The 18,502-nt window shown below is 76.0% G+C and carries 14 protein-coding genes; 9 read left to right on the forward strand and 5 right to left on the reverse strand.

Annotated elements, in window-relative coordinates:
• Nucleotides 1-94 precede the first annotated feature (94 nt).
• The gene (locus tag IAG43_RS01745) at nt 95-1,606 is read left to right on the forward strand and encodes an MFS transporter (protein ID WP_187738976.1); all 1,512 of its coding nucleotides are present in this window, start codon (nt 95-97) and stop codon (nt 1,604-1,606) included.
• Nucleotides 1,607-1,728: 122 nt separating this feature from the next.
• Nucleotides 1,729-2,496, forward strand: coding sequence for an SDR family NAD(P)-dependent oxidoreductase (locus IAG43_RS01750; protein WP_187738977.1), 768 nt, complete (start codon nt 1,729-1,731; stop codon nt 2,494-2,496).
• A 60-nt stretch (nt 2,497-2,556) separates the two neighbouring features.
• On the opposite strand, the gene IAG43_RS01755 is transcribed toward IAG43_RS01750, so the two are convergent.
• Complete coding sequence (locus IAG43_RS01755; protein WP_187738978.1) at nt 2,557-3,150, reverse strand: RBBP9/YdeN family alpha/beta hydrolase; 594 nt, start codon at nt 3,148-3,150, stop codon at nt 2,557-2,559.
• Between the two features lie 229 nt (nt 3,151-3,379).
• Between IAG43_RS01755 and IAG43_RS01760 the strand changes: the two genes are divergently transcribed.
• On the forward strand, nt 3,380-4,174 hold the full coding sequence (locus tag IAG43_RS01760; RefSeq protein WP_187738979.1) for a VOC family protein: 795 nt from the start codon (nt 3,380-3,382) through the stop codon (nt 4,172-4,174).
• 180 nt (nt 4,175-4,354) lie between these two features.
• On the forward strand, nt 4,355-4,918 hold the full coding sequence (locus IAG43_RS01765) for a hemerythrin domain-containing protein (protein WP_187738980.1): 564 nt from the start codon (nt 4,355-4,357) through the stop codon (nt 4,916-4,918).
• A 192-nt stretch (nt 4,919-5,110) separates the two neighbouring features.
• On the opposite strand, the gene IAG43_RS01770 is transcribed toward IAG43_RS01765, so the two are convergent.
• Entirely contained in the window at nt 5,111-5,344 is a 234-nt protein-coding gene (locus IAG43_RS01770) for a hypothetical protein (protein WP_187738981.1), read from the reverse strand.
• Nucleotides 5,345-5,796: 452 nt separating this feature from the next.
• On the opposite strand from IAG43_RS01770, the gene IAG43_RS01775 reads away from it, so the two are divergent.
• Nucleotides 5,797-7,110 carry a serine/threonine-protein kinase gene (locus IAG43_RS01775; RefSeq protein WP_187744251.1) on the forward strand — a complete coding sequence of 438 codons (1,314 nt, stop codon included), beginning with the start codon at nt 5,797-5,799 and terminating at the stop codon, nt 7,108-7,110.
• 170 nt (nt 7,111-7,280) lie between these two features.
• Here IAG43_RS01775 and IAG43_RS01780 read toward each other — a convergent pair whose 3' ends face one another.
• Both IAG43_RS01780 and IAG43_RS01785 read right to left on the reverse strand, forming a co-directional pair.
• On the reverse strand, nt 7,281-9,791 hold the full coding sequence (locus tag IAG43_RS01780; protein WP_187738982.1) for a SpoIIE family protein phosphatase: 2,511 nt from the start codon (nt 9,789-9,791) through the stop codon (nt 7,281-7,283).
• A 332-nt stretch (nt 9,792-10,123) separates the two neighbouring features.
• Nucleotides 10,124-12,220 carry a SpoIIE family protein phosphatase gene (locus tag IAG43_RS01785; RefSeq protein ID WP_187738983.1) on the reverse strand — a complete coding sequence of 699 codons (2,097 nt, stop codon included), beginning with the start codon at nt 12,218-12,220 and terminating at the stop codon, nt 10,124-10,126.
• Between the two features lie 277 nt (nt 12,221-12,497).
• Here IAG43_RS01785 and IAG43_RS01790 point away from each other — a divergent pair, with 277 nt between their 5' ends.
• The gene (locus tag IAG43_RS01790) at nt 12,498-13,346 is read left to right on the forward strand and encodes a GNAT family N-acetyltransferase (protein ID WP_425508560.1); all 849 of its coding nucleotides are present in this window, start codon (nt 12,498-12,500) and stop codon (nt 13,344-13,346) included.
• A gap of 43 nt (nt 13,347-13,389) precedes the next feature.
• On the opposite strand, the gene IAG43_RS01795 is transcribed toward IAG43_RS01790, so the two are convergent.
• Nucleotides 13,390-14,151, reverse strand: coding sequence for a hypothetical protein (locus tag IAG43_RS01795; protein WP_187738984.1), 762 nt, complete (start codon nt 14,149-14,151; stop codon nt 13,390-13,392).
• 402 nt (nt 14,152-14,553) lie between these two features.
• Between IAG43_RS01795 and IAG43_RS01800 the strand changes: the two genes are divergently transcribed.
• From IAG43_RS01800 to IAG43_RS01810, 3 genes are all read left to right on the forward strand, one after another.
• Entirely contained in the window at nt 14,554-15,819 is a 1,266-nt protein-coding gene (locus tag IAG43_RS01800) for an MFS transporter (RefSeq protein WP_187738985.1), read from the forward strand.
• A 127-nt stretch (nt 15,820-15,946) separates the two neighbouring features.
• A complete protein-coding gene (locus IAG43_RS34200) occupies nt 15,947-17,308 on the forward strand; it encodes an alpha/beta hydrolase (protein WP_223005894.1) in 1,362 nt (453 codons plus the stop codon).
• Nucleotides 17,309-17,404: 96 nt separating this feature from the next.
• Entirely contained in the window at nt 17,405-18,499 is a 1,095-nt protein-coding gene (locus IAG43_RS01810) for a trypsin-like peptidase domain-containing protein (protein ID WP_187738986.1), read from the forward strand.
• Nucleotides 18,500-18,502 lie beyond the last annotated feature (3 nt).

Below are 18,502 nucleotides of genomic sequence, written 5' to 3' on the forward strand. Positions count from 1 at the left end.
GCGGACCGGGAAGCTGCCACAGTGTCGCTTGCGCGGTCGCCACCGGTACGGTCCGGTGCGTCCGCCGCGGCCCATCCGGCGAAAGGTGGCAGGCGTGACGTCCCCCAGCGGGTCCCCGGCGAACGGGGCAGGAACGACGGCGGGGGACAGCACCCCGGAGCGCGACCAGCGCTGGAAGGCGCTGACGGTCTGTCTGATCGCCGGATTCATGACCCTGCTGGACGTGTCCATCGTCAATGTCGCCCTCCCCTCCATCAAGGAGGGGCTGGACGCCTCCGAGTCCGTGCTCCAGTGGGTGCTGTCCGGGTACGCGCTGGCCTTCGGCCTGCTGCTGGTGCCCGCCGGCCGGCTGGGCGACGCGCGGGGCCGCCGGGCCGTGTTCATGCTGGGCCTCGTCCTGTTCACGCTCGCCTCCGCGGCCTGCGGGGCGGCGCAGTCCGGCACCTGGCTGGTCGTGGCCCGGGTCGCGCAGGGATTCGCCGGCGGCCTGGTGACCCCTCAGATCTCCGCTCTCATCCAGCAGATGTTCACCGGCGCCGAACGCGGTCGCGCCTTCGGCATGTTCGGCACCGTGGTGGCCGTCTCCACGGCCGTGGGGCCGCTGCTCGGCGGGCTTCTGATCGAGTTCGCCGGGGCCGAGCACGGCTGGCGCTGGGTGTTCTACGTCAACCTCCCCCTCGGGGCCGTCTGCCTGGTGCTCGCGGCACGGCTGCTGCCGGACACCCCGTCGGCGGGCCGGGTGACGCTGCGCCGCCTCGACCCGGTGGGCGTGGTCCTGCTCGGCGCCGGACTGCTCGCGCTGCTGCTGCCGTTCGTCCAGGCCCAGCAGTGGCCGGGGACGCGGAAGTGGCTGCTGCTGCTCGTGGCGGGTTCCCTGCTCGGCGCGTTCGCCCGCTGGGAACTCCGCTGGGCCCGCCGGGGCGAGGAGCCGGTGATCGACCTGACGCTGTTCCGGGTGCGCGGCTACTGGCTGGGCTGCCTGCTGATCACGTTCTACTTCGCCGGGTTCACCTCGATCTTCTTCATCAGCACGCTCTATCTCCAGAACGGGCTCGGCTACAGCGCCCTGCTCGCGGGCGTCGCGCTGACGCCGTTCGCCGTGGCCGCGGGCGTCTCGTCGACGGTGGGCGGGCGGCTGGTCAGCAGGTTCGGCCGGCCGCTGATCGCCACCGGGCTTGCGCTGGTCGCCGTCGGCCTCGCCGGTACCGCCCTCGCCGTGCATTTCGTGCAGGGGAAGACGGTGGGCTGGGCGATGGCGGTGCCGCTGCTCGTCGCGGGACTCGGCAGCGGGCTGGTGATCTCCCCGAACCAGACCCTCACCCTGGCGGAGGTGCCCGTGGGCCGCGCGGGCAGTGCCGGCGGCACGCTCCAGACCTCGCAGCGGGTCGGTTCGGCCATCGGCATCGCCGCGGTCGGCGCGGTGTTCTTCGCCCATCTCGGCCCCGAGCGGTGGGCCGACGCGTACGACGCGGGGCTGATCGTCTCGGTGGCCTTCGTGGTGGCGGCGCTCGTCATCGCCCTCGGCGACGTGGTCGGCGGCCGCCGGGCCGGGCACGGGGCCTCCGAGCGGGACGGTTCCCCCGGACGCACCGCGCCGCGCGCCTGAGACCCGCCCGCTCCCCCGGTCCGGGCGGCGGGCCGCTCGTGACATCCTCGCGGGGTGCCGGGCTGTCGCACGGTTCGCGCCGGGCATCCCGGCCCCCACCTCCGGCGAAAGGCCCACGCGTCATGAACCTCCCTCCCGCCGGCCGGCGTGTGCTGGTCACCGGTGCCGCGCGAGGGCTCGGCAGGGCCGTGGCCCGCGCCTTCGCCGCGAACGGCGACCGGGTGGCCGTCCACTACGGCAGCCGGGCCGAGGAGGCACGGGCCACGCTGGAGTCGCTGGCGGGCGAGGGCCACGTCCTCGTCGGCGGGGACCTCTCGGACCCGGCGGGAGCCGCCGACGTCGCGGGCCGCGTCGCGTCGGCCCTGGGCGGCATCGACGTCCTGGTGAACAACGCGGCCGTCAACGAACGGCACCCGCTCGCGGAGACGCCGTACGACGAGTGGGCCGAGGCCTGGCAGCGCCACCTGTCCGTGAACGTGCTGGCAGCCGCCTGCCTCAGCCATCTGGCCGCGCGGGGCATGATCGAGCGCGGGACCGGCGGGCGGATCGTCAACGTCGGCTCACGCGGCGCCTTCCGCGGGGAGCCCGACCACCCGGCGTACGGGGCGACGAAGGCGGCGCTGCACGCGCTGGGCCAGTCGCTGGCCGTCTCGCTCGCCCCTCACGGCATCGGCGTGGCGTCGGTCGCCCCCGGGTTCTTCGCGACCGAGCGCGTGGCGCACCGCCTGCGGGGCGCGGAGGGCGAGGCCATCGCGGCGCAGAGTCCGTTCGGGCGGGTGGGCACGGCGGACGAGATCGCCGACGCCGTGCTGTGGCTGGCGTCACCGGCGGCCGAGTGGGCGTCGGGCACGGTCCTCGACCTCAACGGCGCGTCCCATCTGCGCACCTGACCCGTGCGCCGGAGCTGCCCGCCGGTCGAGGCGGCGGGCGGCGGTCCAGCCGGCGGCGGTTCAGCCCGCGGTGGGGCGGGCGGTGAGCCGTACCGTCCCGTCGAGGCACCAGTCGAGGACGGACGGCCAGGGACCGTACCCGTCGGGGATCGCCAGGTGCCCGGTTCCGGGCAGTACGTCGGTGTCGCAGCCCAGCGGCAGGCCGTAGGCGGTGTCGGCGCCCTCGGGGCAGTACGGGTCGTCGTCCGAGCAGACCAGCCGGGCGCTGCCCGCGGCGAGCGGGAGCCCCGTCAGGTCGAGGGGGTCGGGCGTGAACGGTGCGATGACGTCCCAGGAGAAGGCGCCGGGCCCCGGCGGGGCGACCAGCAGCAGGCGGTCCGCGAGCAGCGCGCCGCCGGAGCGCGCCGCGAGATGGAGCCAGGTGACGCAGGCGAGGCTGTGGCAGATCACGACCCGCTCACCGCTCATGGCCGCGAGACCGTCCTCGACGGCCGCGGTCCAGGCCTCCAGCGACGGACGGTCGGGGTCGGGCAGCTGGGGATAGAGCACCTGCTCGCCGCGGTCGCGCAGGCGCCGGGCGAGATCGTGCTGCCAGTGCCCGGCGGGCCGGTGGTTCTCCACGCCGTGGAGGATCAGAAAGCTGCGGTTCCCCATGGAGCGCACTCTACAAACCGCCGTCACCGGCGCGGACGCCCGTCCGCCCGCCGGACACCGGCCCCGCGGCGCGCGGCGCGCGGCGATCGGCCAGGCGGCTGACCCCTCTCAAGGGCGTGCCGCCCGCCGCCGAACCATGGGAGGACCACCGCTTCCCGGCGCCCGGTCCCGCGCGTCAGCGGGTGGGCGGGACCGGGCGCGGGACCGACGGCACGGAGGAGGGCACACCATGGCGGAAGCACGCGAGGGCACACCGGTCTGGGCGGACGCGATGTTCGCGGACGTCGAGGCCGCGAAGACGTTCTACTCGGGCGTCCTCGGATGGACGTTCGGCGACACGTCCCCGGAGTACGGCGGCTACACCCAGGCGTACTCGGGCGGGAAGGCCGTGGCGGCCGTCGTGCCGCCGATGCCGGGGCAGGAGGGCATGTCGCAGTGGTGCCTGTACCTCTCGTCGCCCGACGCGTCCGCGGCGGCCGAGCGCATCCGCCGGCACGGCGGAACCGTCCTCATGGAGCCGATGCGGGTCGGCGACTTCGGCACCATGTGCCTGGCGCAGGATCCGGGAGGCGTCACGTTCGGGGTGTGGCAGGCGGGGAGCCACGAGGGCTTCGAGGCCACGGGCGAGCCGGGCGCCTACGCCTGGGCAGAGGTCTTCACCCGCGAACCGGCCGCGGCGGACGCCTTCTTCCCCGGGGTGTTCGGCTACGGGGTCCGGACGATGGTGGACGAGGAGATGGACTTCGCCGTCTACGGCTTCGGCGAGGACCGGCCGGCCCTCGGGCGCATGACGATGGGCGCCGGGGACTTCCCGCCCGAGGTCCCCGCCTACGTCCAGGTGTATTTCGCGGTGCCGGACTGCGACCGGGCCGCGGCGATGGCGCAGGAGATGGGCGGACGGGTCCTCTTCAGGCCAATGACCAGCCCGTTCGGCCGGTTCGCCGCCGTCCTCGACCCGCAGGGCGCGGCGTTCGCCGTCATCGACCTCACGACCGCCGAGGGGGAGATGCCCGCGTTCGCCTGAGGGGCGCGGTGTCCGCCGCGCCGCCCGCACCCCGCCCGCCTTCGTCCGGCTTCGTCCGAAAGGCGGCCCTGTTCGGGTGGCGCACGGCCCACGAGGTGAACCGTCGGCGCGGCGGTGGGAGGCATGCACCGGGCGCTCTTCCGCGCCCATGAGGTCGTGACACACAGAAGGAGCTTCTCCATGGGCCAGGGTGGCAATGTCATCGACGAGCTGACCGCCGATCACCGTCAGGTCGAGGATCTCTTCGCGCGGATCGCGGGCCTCGCTCCGGGCGATCCCGCACTGCGCGGCCTCGCCGACGAGCTCACCAGGGAACTGGTCCGGCACTCGGTGGCCGAGGAGGAGCACTTCTACCCGGCGGTCCGCCGGTTCGTGGACGACGGGGACGACATGGCGGACAAGGAGCTCGCCGATCACGCCGAGATCGAGCGGATGCTGAAGGACCTGGAGGACTGCCCCGCCGCCGACCCCCGCTTCGAGAGCCTGATGGGCATGGTCCGGACCTCGGTGACGACGCATGTCTCCGACGAGGAGAAGCGGCTCTTCCCCCTGCTGGTGGAGTCGTGCCCGCCACGCATCCTGGAGGAGCTCGGCGGGCGCGTCCGCGCGGCGAGGGCGAAGGCTCCGGTGCAGCCGCACGCCTCGGCGCCCGCCGCCGAGGCGTCCGGCGCGCTCGCCCCGGGAGCCGGGATGGTCGACCGTGTGCGCGACATGCTCGTCACCCGCGGCGGCGCCCGCGGGTGATCCCCGGGCCCGCCGCCTGTCGCCGCGTGTGCCGGGCGGGAGGCCCGGGGGCTCGGCGTACGGGAATCGCGAGGTGGCTCCCGCCGTGCGGCGGGAGCCACCTCCCGCGCTGCCCGGCGGCCGGGGCCGGCGCGCGGCACGGCCCCGGCCGGGGAATCCGGGCCGGGGCCGTGCGGGGCGGGAGGCGGGCCGCTAGCCGCGGAGGAAGCCGTCGCCGTGCGCGCTGATGTGGCTCTCCAGCGCGGTCAGCGCCGCCTGGGTCGCCTCGGGCGTCCCGCTGCCGCGGCGCTCCGCGTAGTACGCGGCGCCGAGCTTCTTCAGCAGGTCGTTGCCGGCCCGCTGCTGCTGGACCTCGTCCACCTTCTGCTTGCCCTGGTTGAGTGCCGACTGGGCCTGTTCCTTCGCGCGGTCCAGGAATCCGGACACGTTGCCTCCTCGTGGTCCTCGGTGCGGCCGAGTCGGGTCCTCGACGCTGCGGGAATGATCTCCTCAGCGGCGGGCGCGGCGCGCGGTGGCACGCCGGTACGGCAGCACCCGGCACGCTATCCGGTGCCGGTCCGGGCGCGGCGCCCGGTGTCTCGCCCGCGCCCGGAGGCGGCCGGCGGGTGGGGGCGGCGCGGGTCCGGGCGCCCCTGGTCGCGGAGCTCCACGAGCCGTCCGGACCGGCTGCTGACCTGTCGTGACGGTCGGTTAGACTCGCGTGGATCACCGGCACACGACTGCCGGTGATCGCGTTTGTGCCGGTCGGCGCGGCGGGCGGCTCTGTGCGTGCCCCCGGCGTCCCGCACCCGGCACGGCCGGCGGCGGCTCCCGCACCGAGTCCGCGAAGCCGGCGGGGCGGCTCATGCGTGGAACCGGGGTGAGGTGTGGTGCAGCAGGTGCTCGTCGCCGGTCGTTACCGACTGGACAGACGCATCGGGCAGGGCGGCATGGGCGAGGTCTGGCAGGCCTCCGACGAGGTGCTCGGGCGGCCCGTCGCCCTCAAGCTGCTGCTCGGCGAGCACGCGGACGCCCAGGCCGCGGCCCGCTTCCGGCTGGAGGCGCAGACCGCCGCGCGGCTCAACCACCCCCATGTCGTCGCGGTGTTCGACTTCGGCACCTGGGACGGCCGCTTCTACCTGGTGATGGAGCTGATCCCGGGCCGGAGCCTGGCCGAGGAACTCACCGCCGACGGCGGCGGACTGGCGCCGGAACGCGTCGCCGTCGTCGCCGCGCACACGGCGGCCGGTCTGGCGTCCGCCCACCGGCAGGGCATCGTCCACCGGGACATCAAACCGGGGAACCTGCTGTCGGACGCCGAAGGCACCGTGAAGATCGCCGACTTCGGCATCGCCCGCTTCGTGAACGACCCGTCGGCGGCACTCACCACCACCGGGCAGATCGTCGGAACCAGCCTGTACCTGGCGCCGGAGCGGGCGCTCGGCCGGACCGCCGAGCCGGCGTCGGACGTGTACGCCCTCGGCTGTGTGCTGTACCAGCTGATCACCGGGCAGCCGCCGTTCCGGGCCGACACCCCCACCGCCACGCTCTACCAGCACATCGACGCGGTACCGGTGCCACCGATCGAACGGGGCGCCCGGCTCTCCCCCGCGTTCCAGAACTTCCTGCTCGTCATGCTCGCCAAGCAGCCGGAGGACCGGCCGACCGCCGACGAGGTCGCGGCCTGGTTCGCCTCCGACGCGTGGCAGGGCCGCTCCCGGCCGATGCCTGCGCCCCGCCCCGCGGCGGCGCCGCCCGCGGCCCCCCGTCCGGCGCCCGTCCCCTCCCCGGCCGAAGCGGGCCCGGCGACCACGTACATGCTTCCCGGCTCCCGGCCCCCGGGCCGCGGGCACCGTTCCGCGAGGAAGGCGCGGCCGGACGTGCGCGCCGCCTTCCGGCGGCGTCCGCGGGTGGCGACGGCCGCGGCCGGGGCGGTGGCGTTCACCGCCGCCGTGCTCATCGGCATGGCCCTCTTCTCCCCCGACGAGTCCTCCGCCGGCACACCGCTGACCGACCCTGCCCCCTCGGCGACGGCGGGGGAATCCGGTGGCGGAGCGGGGAGCAGCCCGTCGGCGGAGCCTGCGGGGCGGCAGCCGTCCGGGGACACCGGGGCCCCGGCACGGCCGGCGAAGGGGGCGGACGACGCTCCACGGAAGCCGGACGACGGCGGCAGGCACGCGGACCGGCACGCGGAAGAGGACGAGGACGACTGACAAGTGACGACTGACGGGTGACAACTGACGGGTGACGGGGTGTCGGTGACGGGGTGCCAGGGTGCGCGGGCTGGCGGGCGGGGCGCGCGCGGCAGGGGCGCGGCGGCCCCCGCGACGCCGCGCCCAGGGGGCTTGAGCGCGGCACCGGCGCCGGCGAGCGTCATGGGACGTCAGGCGGCGTCGGAGGCGGGCCTGGTGCCGGTGGGGAACGCCTGCTCCGTCCAGATGGTCTTGCCCGACGGCGTGTAGCGGGTGCCCCACCGGCTGACGAGCTGGGCGACGATGAACAGTCCCCGGCCGCCCTCGTCGTCGATGGTGCTGTGCCGCAGGTGCGGAGAGGTGTGGCCGGCGTCGGCGACCTCGCACAGCAGCGTCCGGTCGCGTATCAGGCGCAGTTGCAGGGGGCCCTCCGCGTAGCGCACGGCGTTGGTGACGAGTTCGCTGACGACGAGCTCGCAGCTGAACGCGAGTTCGGGCAGGCCCCAGGTTTCGAGCCGGGCGGTGACCAGCTCCCGGGCCCGGCCGGCGGCGGCCGGCTCGGCGGGCAGGTCCCAGGCGGCGACCCGGTCCTCGTCGAGGGCCTTGGTGCGCACGAGCAGCAGGGCGGTGTCGTCGGGGGTGGTGCCCGGCGGCCTCAGCTCGGCCACCGCGCGGTCGCACAGCTCCTCCAGCCCCGCCCCGGCCCTGCCGCAGAGCACCCGGGCCAGGGTGTCCAGGCCCTGCTCGATGTCGTGGGAGCGGGACTCGACCAGGCCGTCGGTGAACAGGGCCAGCAGGCTGCCGACGGGCAGGTCGAACTCCCTCGCCTCGAAGGGCAGGCCCCCGAGCCCCAGCGGCGGTCCCGGGGGCAGCTCCGGGAAGGTGCAGCTGCCGTCGGGGTGCACGATCGCGGGCGGCAGGTGACCGGCGCGGGCCATGGTGCAGTGCCGTGAGACCGGATCGTAGACGGCGTAGAGGCAGGTCGCGCCCGTGGTCACCTCGGGGTGGGGGCCGGCGGCGCCGCCCGGCGTCCCCGTGCCGCCGGCCGGGCCCGCCCCGTCCGAGGGCGCGGGCTGCGGGTGGGCCTCCTGGGTGCGGCCGACGAGGTCGTCGAGGCGGGTCAGCAGTTCGTCGGGCGCCATGTCGAGCGTCGCCAGGGCCTCCACGGTGGTGCGCAGCCGGCCCATGGTGGCCGCGGCGGCGAGTCCGTGCCCGACGACGTCGCCGACGACGAGCCCGACGCGGGCGCCGGAGAGCGGGATGACGTCGAACCAGTCGCCGCCCACCCCGGTGAGGTCGTCGGCGGGCAGGTACCGGTGGGCGACGTCGACCGCCGACTGGGGCGGCAGGTACTCGGGCAGCAGCTCGCGCTGGAGGGTGAGCGCCGCGGTGCGCTCCCTGGTGTAGCGGCGCGCGTTGTCGATGCCCAGCGCCGCGCGGGCGGTGAGCTCGTCGGCGAGGGCGACCTCGTCGCCGTCGAAGGTCCGGGGGCCTGCCGCGCGCCGGTAGCTGACGAGGCCCATCGTCCTGCCGCCGCTGCGCAGCGGGACCACCAGGGTGGTGTCGTCGAGGACCCTGCCGCCGGAGGAGAGGCTGCGCAGCTGCGGCGAGCCCTCCGGATACGCCGCTCCGCCGTCGGGTGCGACCGTGCGCGGACCCGGGGGCTCCGGGTGCCGGGAGCGGGAGGCGACACGGATCAGGTCGTGCCCGGCCGTCGGGCCGTGGAGGGGTTCGCCGCCCTCGACGACGGCGCGCACCACGTCGACCGTGACGTCGTCGGCGAAGTCCGGCACGGCCACGTCGGCGATGGCCTGTGCGGTGGCCGGGACGTCCAGGGTGATGCCGATCCGGCGGCCGGCCTCGGCGAGCAGGGAGAGCCGGCTCTGCGCCTCGTGCCGGTCGGTGATGTCGAAGGCGTCCTCGCAGACGCCGAGGACGGTGCCGTCCTCGTCCTGGAGCCGGTAGTAGGAGCAGGACCAGAGATGGTCCCGGCGCGGGTCGCTCGGCAGCTTGGCCAGGAAGTGCAGGTCGAGGTAGGACTCGCCGGAGTCGACGACCCGCCGCATCACCTCGTTCAGGGTGCGGGGTCCGCCCACCGTCTGGAACGCGCCGTCCGGGTAGAGCTGCTCGGCGGGCCTGCCCCGGTACTCGGCGAGGGGGCGTCCCACCTCGTGGTCGTGGGCGGCGTTCGCCCAGCTGAGCCGGAGGTCGGTGTCGTAGATGGCGAGGCCGAGCGGGGACTGGGTGGCCAGCCCGTGCAGCATCGCCTGGCGCGAGCGCGCCTCCCGTGCGCGCCGCGCCTCCTCGATGACCAGGATCCGCGCCGCAGGGCCGCCGCCGGTGAGCGGGCAGTCCAGCACGACGACGGGAACGGCCCGGCCGTCGGCGTGCCGGGCGGTCCGGCCGGCGACCGCGTCCGGGCCGGGCGCGGGCCCGGAACCGGCGGGCCCGACCGGGGTGGGTGCGGGTTCCAGGAAGACGCCGGCGGGGCGGCCCACGACCTCTTCGGCACGGTGGCCGAGCAGCGCCTCGGCGGCGGGACTCCAGCCGATGACGACGCCGGACCCGGCGAGCACCGCCGTGGCCGCCACGGCGATGTCGAACGGGCCGCGCAGATCGGCGCCGTCCGTCGCGCTCCACGCGGTCCGTCTCCTCTTCGCCGGCAACCACGGACTGACCGCGGCCGGCTCGGCACCGTCCATCCCCTCAAGAATCCGCCCCGTACACCGCACCGCACAAGCCGGGCCGTGATGTGCTCCGTCTCGGCCGCGTGGCCCGCGCCCCTCGCGGGAGGCCCGGAGGCCGGGTACGCGGAAGCCGCCGGCGCACCCGGCCGGCGTACGGAAGGCGGCAGCCGGGGCGGGGCGGCGGGCGTCCTCCGGGAGGCCGCCCGCCGCCGCGAGGCCCCGGGGCGCGGGGGCACGGCGCGGCGGAACGGGGGCGGCAGGGCTGAGCGGGCTCCGGGGCCGCGAGGCCGTCGGGCCGCGGCGAGCCCCGGCCGCCGCAGACGCCGCAGACGCCGCAGTCGCCGAGGTCAGGTGCCCGGGAGGGCCTGTTCCGCCCAGATCGTCTTGCCGGTGGGACCGTACCGGGTGCCCCAGCACTCGGTGAGGGAGGCGACCAGCAGCAGCCCCCGGCCGCCCTCGTCGAAGATGCGGGCGCGGCGCAGGTGGGGGGCGGTGCTGCTGCCGTCCGAGACCTCGCAGATCAGCGCGGTGTCCCGGATGAGACGGAGCCGGATGGGGGCGCCTCCGTAGCGGATGGCGTTGGTGACGAGTTCGCTGACGACGAGCTCCGTGGTGAACACGGCGTCGTCCAGACCCCACTCCTCCAGCTGCGCGGCGACGTGCCTGCGGGCGGTGGCGACGACGGACGGGTCCGCGGGCAGCTCCCACGACGCGTGGTGCCCCGCGCCCAGCCGTCCCGCGCGGGCGAGCAGCAGCGCGATGTCGTCGTCCGGCCGCTCGGGCAGCAGCGCGGCCATCACGGCGTCGCAGGTGTCCTCCAGCGAGCCGCTGGGCCGGGCCAGGGTCTCGCGCAGTACGCCCAGGGCCGCGTCGATGTCCCGGCCGGGCGTCTCGATCAGGCCGTCCGTGTAGAGCGCGAGGATGCTGCGCTCCGGCACCTCGAACTCGGTGGCCTCGAACGGCAGGCCGCCGACCCCGAGCGGCGGTCCGGCCGGCAGCGTGACGTGGGACGCGGTGCCGTCGGGGCGGACGAGGACGGGTTCGGGGTGGCCGGCGCGGGCCATGGAGCAGCTGCCGGACACGGGGTCGTAGACGGCGTAGAGGCAGGTCGCGCCCGCGACGGACGAGCCGCCCGGATCGACCGCCTCCTCACGGTCCAGTTTGATCACCAGGTCGTCGAGCTGGGTGAGCAGCTCGTCGGGGGCCAGGTCCACGTCCGCGAGGGTGCGCACGGCGGTGCGCAGCCGCCCCATGGTCGCCGAGGCCTGGACGCCGTGGCCGACGACGTCGCCGACGACGAGGGCGACCCGGGCCCCGGACAGGGCGATGACGTCGAACCAGTCGCCGCCGATGCCCGCGCCCGTGGTGTTGGGCAGATACCGGGAGGCGACCTCGACGGCCTGCTGCCGGGCCGTGCGCCGGGGCAGCAGGCTGCGCTGGAGGGCGAGGGCGGTGGCGTGCTCGCGGGTGTAGCGGCGGGCGTTGTCCACCGCCACCGCCGCACGCGCGGCGAGCTCGCCAGCGAGGAGCAGGTCGTCGTCGTCGAACGGCTCCGGCGTGCGGTGGCGGAGGAAGGTGGCCATGCCGAGGGTGATGCCGCGTGCGGCCAGCGGGGCCACCATCGTCGAGTGGACGCGGTACTCCCTGATGCTGCGCGCCCGGTCGGGGTCGATGACGTCCCACAGGCGCAGCGACTCCTCGTCGACGGCGTGCCGGGTGGCCTCACCGCGGACCAGGGCCCGCCCGACCGCGGATTCGCGGTCGAAGGTGTGGCTGGTGCCGACGGGGACCACGGACTCGGGGGCGCCGTCCAGCACGGAGTGCTGGGCCGCCCGGTGGAAGACGATGGTGCTGCCCGGCGCGGGCGCCCGTGGTTCGTCGCCGGCGAGGACGGGGGCGAGGAGGTCGACGGCGACGAAGTCCGCGAGGCTCTCGGTGGCCATTTCGGCCAGTTCCACGGCGGTGGTGATGACGTCCAGCCGGCTCCCGATGCGCATGCTCGCCTGGTCCAGGACGGTGAGGCGTTCGCGAGCGCGGTGCTGCTCGGTGGTGTCCAGGGTGGCGACGGAGCAGCCGAGGACCTCGCCGCGGGGGCCGGTGACCGGGGAGAGGACGGCCGTCAGGACGCGTTCGCGGGCGCCCCCGATCCGCAGACGGGTCTCGTAGGTGCGCGTCTCGCCGGACCGCATGGCCTGCTCGATGGCGGCCTCCAGCCCCTCGGCGCCGCTGAGCATGACTCCGGGCGCCACCTCCCCCGGCCGCAGGCCGACGAGTTCGTCGAGCCGCTTGCCCACGGCGTCCAGGGCGGCCGGGTTGGCGCGCACCAGGCGGGCCGAGCGGTCGAAGTAGGCGACCGCGACGGGCAGCTGGTCGAGAATGAGGCGGGCCAGATCCGTCCGGCCGTCCTCGTCCCGGCCCGGCCGGCCGCTCATCTCTTCGTCCATGGGGACCTTCACTCGCCCTTCGCCGTGCCGCGGGCCCGTGGAGCCGGCCCGGGCCCCGCGTCATTCCAGCATGCTCCCGGTCCGGACGGCCCTCAACCACGCCCCGCGGCGGCCCGCGTCTCCCGATCGGCCGCCCGTGGCCGGTCCTGATCGGTGGGGGCGCCGCGGGCTGCTAGAAGTGCGTCGTCATCACGGAAAGCGCACGGTGACGCACGCAGCGCGAGACCGGACGGGCCGTGCGGCGGGGGCACCGGGCGCGGGAACGGAAGGAGCGCCCGTGCCGGAATTCGGGATCAGGAACGCCAGCGCGCGGGACATCGGGCTGATGCGCGCGTGGGCCGAGGAGGAGGGGTGGAACCCCGGCGACTCGGACCTCCAGGCGTTCACCGTCGCCGACCCGCGCGGATTCCTCGTCGGTGTCCTGGACGGGGAGCCGGTGGGCTGCCTCTCGGCGGTGCGGCACGGCGCGGCGTCGGGTTTCATCGGCTTCTACATCACCCGTCCCGCCGTCCGCGGGCAGGGGTACGGCATCCGGCTGTGGCGGGCCGGGACCGAGCGGCTGTCCGGGCGGCTGGTCGGTCTCGACGGGGTCGTCGACCAGCAGGCCAACTACCGCAGGTCGGGCTTCGTCCGGGTCTGGAACAACGTCCGCTTCGAGGGCGTGCCGCAGGGCGAGGCCGTCCCGCCGCCGGGGGTGGAGCTGGTGGACGCGCGGGAGCTGCCGTTCGGGATGCTCGCCGCGTACGACCGCCGGTTCTTCCCCGAGGAGCGCGACGCGTATCTGGCGGCCTGGACGGGGCTGCCCGGACGCACCGGGGTCGCGGCCCTGCGCGACGGGAAGCTGTGCGGTCTGGGCGTGGTGCGCCCGTGCAGCGGGGCGTCGCGGATCGGCCCGCTGTACGCGGACGGCCCCGGGGTGGCCGCGGGCCTGCTGGCGCCCCTGGCGGCGGCCGCGGGCGGGGGCCCCGTGGCCGTCGACGTGCCCGACGTGAACGGACCGGCCACCGCGCTCGTCACCGAGCTGGGGCTTGCGCCCTCGTTCGAGGCGGCGCGGATGTACACCGGGCCCGCCCCGGACATCGACCGTGGCGGGCTCTACGGGGTGACCAGTCTGGAACTCGGCTGAGGCGCGCGGGCGCCCGGTACGGGCTGCCCTGGCGCGCCCTCGGTCACCTGCCCAGTTCGGCGGCGGGGCCCATGACGACGACGGGGACACTGTCCGGGTCGAGCGCGAGCAGCAGCTCGCGCATGTGCTCCGCGGCGAGGGAGACGCAGGCCCGGGTGGGCCCCTGGTGGTCGACGTGGATCCAGACGCCGCCGCCCCGGCCCTCTCCGAGCGGGCGCTCCTTGTCGAGCGGGGTGGTGCCGGTGACCCGGTTCCAGTCGATCGCGACGACGTAGTCGAAGGAGCCGGCGAGGGGCTCCCCGAGGAAGCCGGTGCCCGACACGGCGAACGCGGGGTCCTCGTCGTAGGGCAGCAGGGTGCCGGGGTCGGGCAGCCGCCCGCCCGCGTCGCCGAGGCCGAACACGCCGATCGGCGAGCGCAGGTCGTCCGCCACGTGGTCGCGGGTCCAGCCGCGCAGCGCGTTGTGGGCGGGCCACGGGCCGAGGACGGCCCGCCAGGGGGCGTCCGCGGTGTCGCGTTCCCAGAGCACGACCGAGGAGACGCTGGAGTCGGGGCCCTCGCCGGTGACGACGAGCGCCTGCCGGTTGGCGTCGCCGAGCGAGGCCGCGGTCGCCGTGCCGAGGCCCGGGATGCCGGGGGGCGGCGGTGCCGGCCGGGGTGTGGCGGCGTGCCGGCCGGAGTCGTCGGTGCCGGTCCGGGCGCGGGCGTCGTCGGACGGGCTCCCGCCGCCTGCGCAGCCGGTGAGTACGAGTGCCGCGCACAGGGTGCGGAGCAGCAGCCGTGCGGCTCCCTGTCTGACGGGCATGGGCAGCATCCTCCGCGCTCGGGAAACGATCCGGCCCATGCGTACCCCCTGCGGGCGGCGGTGGTCGGCGCGGACGGGCGGGCTCACTCCTGCGGGGTCGGCGGCACTGGTCCGTCCGCGTCAGGCGGCCAGGTGGAGCGGGCGGGCGGCGGTCCGCCGTCCGTGCGCGGCCGCCGGGCGGGCGGGGCGGGCGGCGGGCGGGAGCCGCCCGGCGGGTGCGGGTTCGGGTGACGGGGGCGGGCCGGGAAACTCCCGGCGGGAGCCGGGCCGGGCGCCGTAGACTCGGGAGCATGCGCCGACGACATTGATCCAGCACCGCGGGTCCGGGTACGGGCTGTCGCGGACCGCCGCAGGGGTGAGCACCCCGGCGTCCGCAGTCCGTCCCACCGAAGGGCCTTCCGCATGCTCACCCCGTCGTCGTGCCCGAACGACGCAGCCGTCCGGCGCCTGGAGCGCCGGCTCTGCCTCTACGCGGGCCTCGAGGACTTCGTCCTCCTCTACCCGCTCTACGCCCTGCTCTTCGCCGAGCACGGTCTGACCACCGCCGAGATCTCGTCCCTCTTCGCGCTCTGGTCCCTCACCGGTCTGGTCGCCGAGGTGCCGTCCGGTGTCTGGGCCGACCTGGTGTCGCGGCGGCTCGTGCTGGCGACCGGCCCCGTGCTGACGGGCGCCGGGTTCGCGCTGTGGACGCTGGTGCCCTCGTACGGCGCCTTCGCCGCCGGATTCGTGCTCTGGGGTCTCGGCGGCTCCCTGCGCTCCGGCGCCTACGAGGCACTCGCCCACGACGAACTCGAACGGCTCGGCGCCGCGTCCCGTTACGCGCGGCTGATGGGCCGCGCGGCGGCGTGGAGCATGGCCGCCACCGCCGCGGCCACGGCGGCGGCCGCGCCCGTGCTGGCGGTCGGCGGACCGGCCGCGGTGGCCGCGGCGAGCGTGATCACGTGTGTGCTGTGCGCGGTGGCGGGCGCCACGCTGCCCGAGCACCGGCAGCGCCGGCAGCACCCCGAGGCCGCCCCCGACGCCGGTGAGGACGGGCCCGCCGGCCCGGCCGGGACGCTCCGCGCCGGTCTCGCGGAAGCCCGCGGCAGCGCTCCGGTGCGGCGGGCGCTGCTGCTGAGCGTCGCCGTCACCTCCCTGTGGGGCGCCCTGGACGAGTACGTGCCGCTGCTGGCGGCGGCGACCGGCGCCGCCGCGTCCGCGGTACCGCTGCTCGTCCTCGTGGTGTGGGCCGGGGTGACGGCGGGCGCGCTGCTGGTCGGGCGCGGCGAACGGCTGTCCGGCCGGGCGACCGGGGTGCTGCTGGCCGGCGGGGCGGCGGCGACCGCGGCGGGCGCGCTGTCGGGGCACCCGGCCGGGCTGCTGCTGGTCGGCGCCGGCTTCCTGGTGTTCCAGCTGACCGACGTCCTGGTGGACGCACGGCTCCAGGCGGCGATCACCGGACCGAGCAGGGCCACGGTCACCTCGCTGGCGGGCCTCGGCTCGGGCGCCGGCACGCTCGCCGTGTACGCCGCCTACGCCGCGCTGTCCGGTCACGCCTCCCACGGCACCGTGTTCGCCCTGCTGGTCCTCCCGTACCTCGCCGTCGCGGCGGCCCTGTGCGCCCGTCCCGCGCCGACGGCGCGCGCAGTCGCGCCGGCGCAGGGCCCCCGGGACCGGGTCGCCGACTGAGCGGGGCCCGGGGAGGACGCGCCGCGTCCGCGGCCGGTGGACGGCCCGCGGACGGGTGCGCCGATTAGGATGCGCCGGGGGCGGGGACCATGGTCCCGTCCGGCAACGGCGAGGCACGGGGGAAGAGTTGGACGAGTCCGACGCGCTGGCGACTGCCGTGGCCGAGGTGTGGCCCACCGCTGCGGAGGTGCTGCACGGCCAGGAGCTGGAGGAGTTCGCGTCCGGGGTCCTGATCGGGCTGCGGGCCCTCGAGGCCGCCGCGCTCGGCGCGCGGGCCGCGGCGGACGGCCCGGACCCTGCCGCCGCGGAGACCGCCGAGGAGCGGGAGCAGGCCGCCCGGCAGCGGCTCGCGGTGCTGTTCGCCGGCCACCCGCCGCTCGGCGACCGGCTGACCGGCGTGTACCGCTCGCTGGCGACCGGGCTGGAGCGGCGTCCCGGCACGGCGCCGTCCGGGTCGCTGCCGTACCTGCGCTCGCTGATCGTCCCGGTGCTCTACGCGACCGACCGTGACCGTACCGCCCGCGACCGTGCGGCGGGCGGTGACGGCACGGCCGGCGACGACGGCGGCTTCGGCGGGCGGCGGGGCGGACTCGGCTACGGCAAGGCGCTCGTGGGGATCCCCGACGACCACCGGATCGGGGCCGTGGAGAAGCCCCGCCGCTGGCTGCTGCGCTTCCGCGCGGCGCCGGAGCGGGACGTCGTGCTCGGCGGGACGACGGACCTGACCGCGGCCGGCTTCGGCGAGGAGGCGCGGTCGCTGCTGGCGGGCTCCGGCTCCCGGCAGGCGCTGGTCTTCGTGCACGGCTACAACGTCGGATTCGGCGCCGCCGCGGTGCGCACCGCGCAGATCGCCTACGACCTCGGCTTCACCGGCGTGCCGGTGCTCTACAGCTGGCCGTCCCGGGGCGGGGTGCTCAGCTACGAGGAGGACGCCAACAACGCCCGGTGGACGGTCCCGCACTTCCAGGAGTTCCTGCGGCACACGCTGACCGCGTCGGGGGCGGACGAGGTCCACGTCGTCGCCCACAGCATGGGCAACCGGGTGCTGACCGAGGCCCTGGCCGGCTTCGACACCACCGGGCTGCCGGCGGGCGCGGGGCGGCTGGGGAACGTGGTGCTCGCCGCGCCCGACGTCGACGCGGACGTGTTCCGGCAGGTCGCCCCCGCACTGGCCCGCCAGGCACGCCGCGTCACGCTCTACGCGTCGTCCGGGGACCGGGCGCTGGGGCTGTCGCGGCGCATCGCCGGATATCCGCGGGCGGGGCAGTCGGGCGAGGGCATCGTCGTGGTCAAGGGGGTGGACACGGTGGACGCGACCGCCCTGGACACCGGTCTGATGAGCCATTCGTACATCGGCGACCACACTTCGGTCCTGTCCGACGTCCACGCGCTGATCCACCACGGCACTCCCCCGTCGGGGCGCTTCGGGCTGACGGCCGCCGAGCACCGCGACGGCGGCTACTGGACGTTCCTGCCCCAGCGGCGCTGATGGCCGAAACGAGACGCCGGGTCATGTGCCGCTGGGATGATCCGGATCAGGGGGCCGGGGGCGACCGGCCGTACGAGGGACCTCGGGGGGTGGGCGATGCGCCCGGACGACACGCCGGAGCGGTCGGCGGACGGCGGTGCGGGGAGCGGGGACGGCCATTTCCTGGACCGGCTGCCCTTCGACTGGAGCCTGCCCGCCTCCCGTGAACTGCGGGACCTGCTCAGCTCGGTGTACTTCCGCGAGGAGCCGGTGATCGCGCTGGCTCAGCAGGCCGGCATCCCGCCGGCGTGGATCGGCTGGGGCCGGCCGATGGCCGCCGTGTGGCACGACCTGATCAGCACGGCACGCAATCAGGACAGACTGCGCGCCCTCCTCGACCAGATCGCGGCGGGCCCCGACGCGGCGCTCTCCGCACGGCTCGGCGAACTCCTGCGCGCGAACCCGGTGGTGGAGGCGCCCGAGCCGCCGGCGCGGCCCGGCGCCTGGCGGCACTTCCACGACCCGGACGCGGCCGAGCGCCGGATCTTCTCCACCGGTTCGTACCTCGACGTGTCCTTCCTGCGGCGCGGGACGGAGCTGTCGACGGCGGTGGCACGGCTGCTCGTCACCTTCCCCGACGGCCGGCAGTACCACGGCACCGCCTTCCGCGTCGGGGAGGACCTGCTGCTGACCAACCATCATGTGCTGTTCGACGGCGCCGACGACGCGCTGCCGGCGGCCGGGGCCGAGGCGTGGTTCGGGTACGAGCACGACCTCGCGGGGCGCCCCGCCGCCCATGTGCGGGTGCCGTGCGCCATGGAGACGGTGGTGGGAGACCCTGCGCACGACTGGGCCGTGGTCCGCGTCGCCGCCCCCGTCCCCGACGGCACGGCCGTGGTGGAGCTGCCCGCGTCGTCCACCGTCGCCCCGGGCGACCGGGTCTACATCGTGCAGCACCCCCAGGGCGGGGTGAAGAAGCTCGCGGCCCACCACAACGTCGTGCGCCACGCCGACGACGACGTGGTCCAGTACTGGACGGACACGGACCACGGCTCGTCGGGCTCACCGGTCTTCGACGAGCGGTGGCGCCTGGTGGCCCTGCACCACCGGTGGGTGCGGATCGGCCCGCTCACCGAACCGCCCGAGTACCGCAACCAGGGCATTCGCATCGAACGCGTCACCGAGGGCCTGCGCCGCGCCGGACAGGTGTGAGCG

Origin of the sequence: Streptomyces genisteinicus, assembly GCF_014489615.1 — a bacterium.
Classification (GTDB): domain Bacteria; phylum Actinomycetota; class Actinomycetes; order Streptomycetales; family Streptomycetaceae; genus Streptomyces; species Streptomyces genisteinicus.

Coding starts and splice junctions, on each gene's coding strand:
- IAG43_RS01765 (WP_187738980.1), top strand. CDS start 4,355: ATGGGCCAGGGTGGCAATGTCATCGACGAGCTGACCGCCGATCACCGT.
- IAG43_RS01750 (WP_187738977.1), top strand. CDS start 1,729: ATGAACCTCCCTCCCGCCGGCCGGCGTGTGCTGGTCACCGGTGCCGCG.
- IAG43_RS01785 (WP_187738983.1), bottom strand. CDS start 12,220: ATGGACGAAGAGATGAGCGGCCGGCCGGGCCGGGACGAGGACGGCCGG.
- IAG43_RS01810 (WP_187738986.1), top strand. CDS start 17,405: ATGCGCCCGGACGACACGCCGGAGCGGTCGGCGGACGGCGGTGCGGGG.
- IAG43_RS01760 (WP_187738979.1), top strand. CDS start 3,380: ATGGCGGAAGCACGCGAGGGCACACCGGTCTGGGCGGACGCGATGTTC.
- IAG43_RS01795 (WP_187738984.1), bottom strand. CDS start 14,151: ATGCCCGTCAGACAGGGAGCCGCACGGCTGCTGCTCCGCACCCTGTGC.
- IAG43_RS01800 (WP_187738985.1), top strand. CDS start 14,554: ATGCTCACCCCGTCGTCGTGCCCGAACGACGCAGCCGTCCGGCGCCTG.
- IAG43_RS01755 (WP_187738978.1), bottom strand. CDS start 3,150: ATGGGGAACCGCAGCTTTCTGATCCTCCACGGCGTGGAGAACCACCGG.
- IAG43_RS01780 (WP_187738982.1), bottom strand. CDS start 9,791: ATGGACGGTGCCGAGCCGGCCGCGGTCAGTCCGTGGTTGCCGGCGAAG.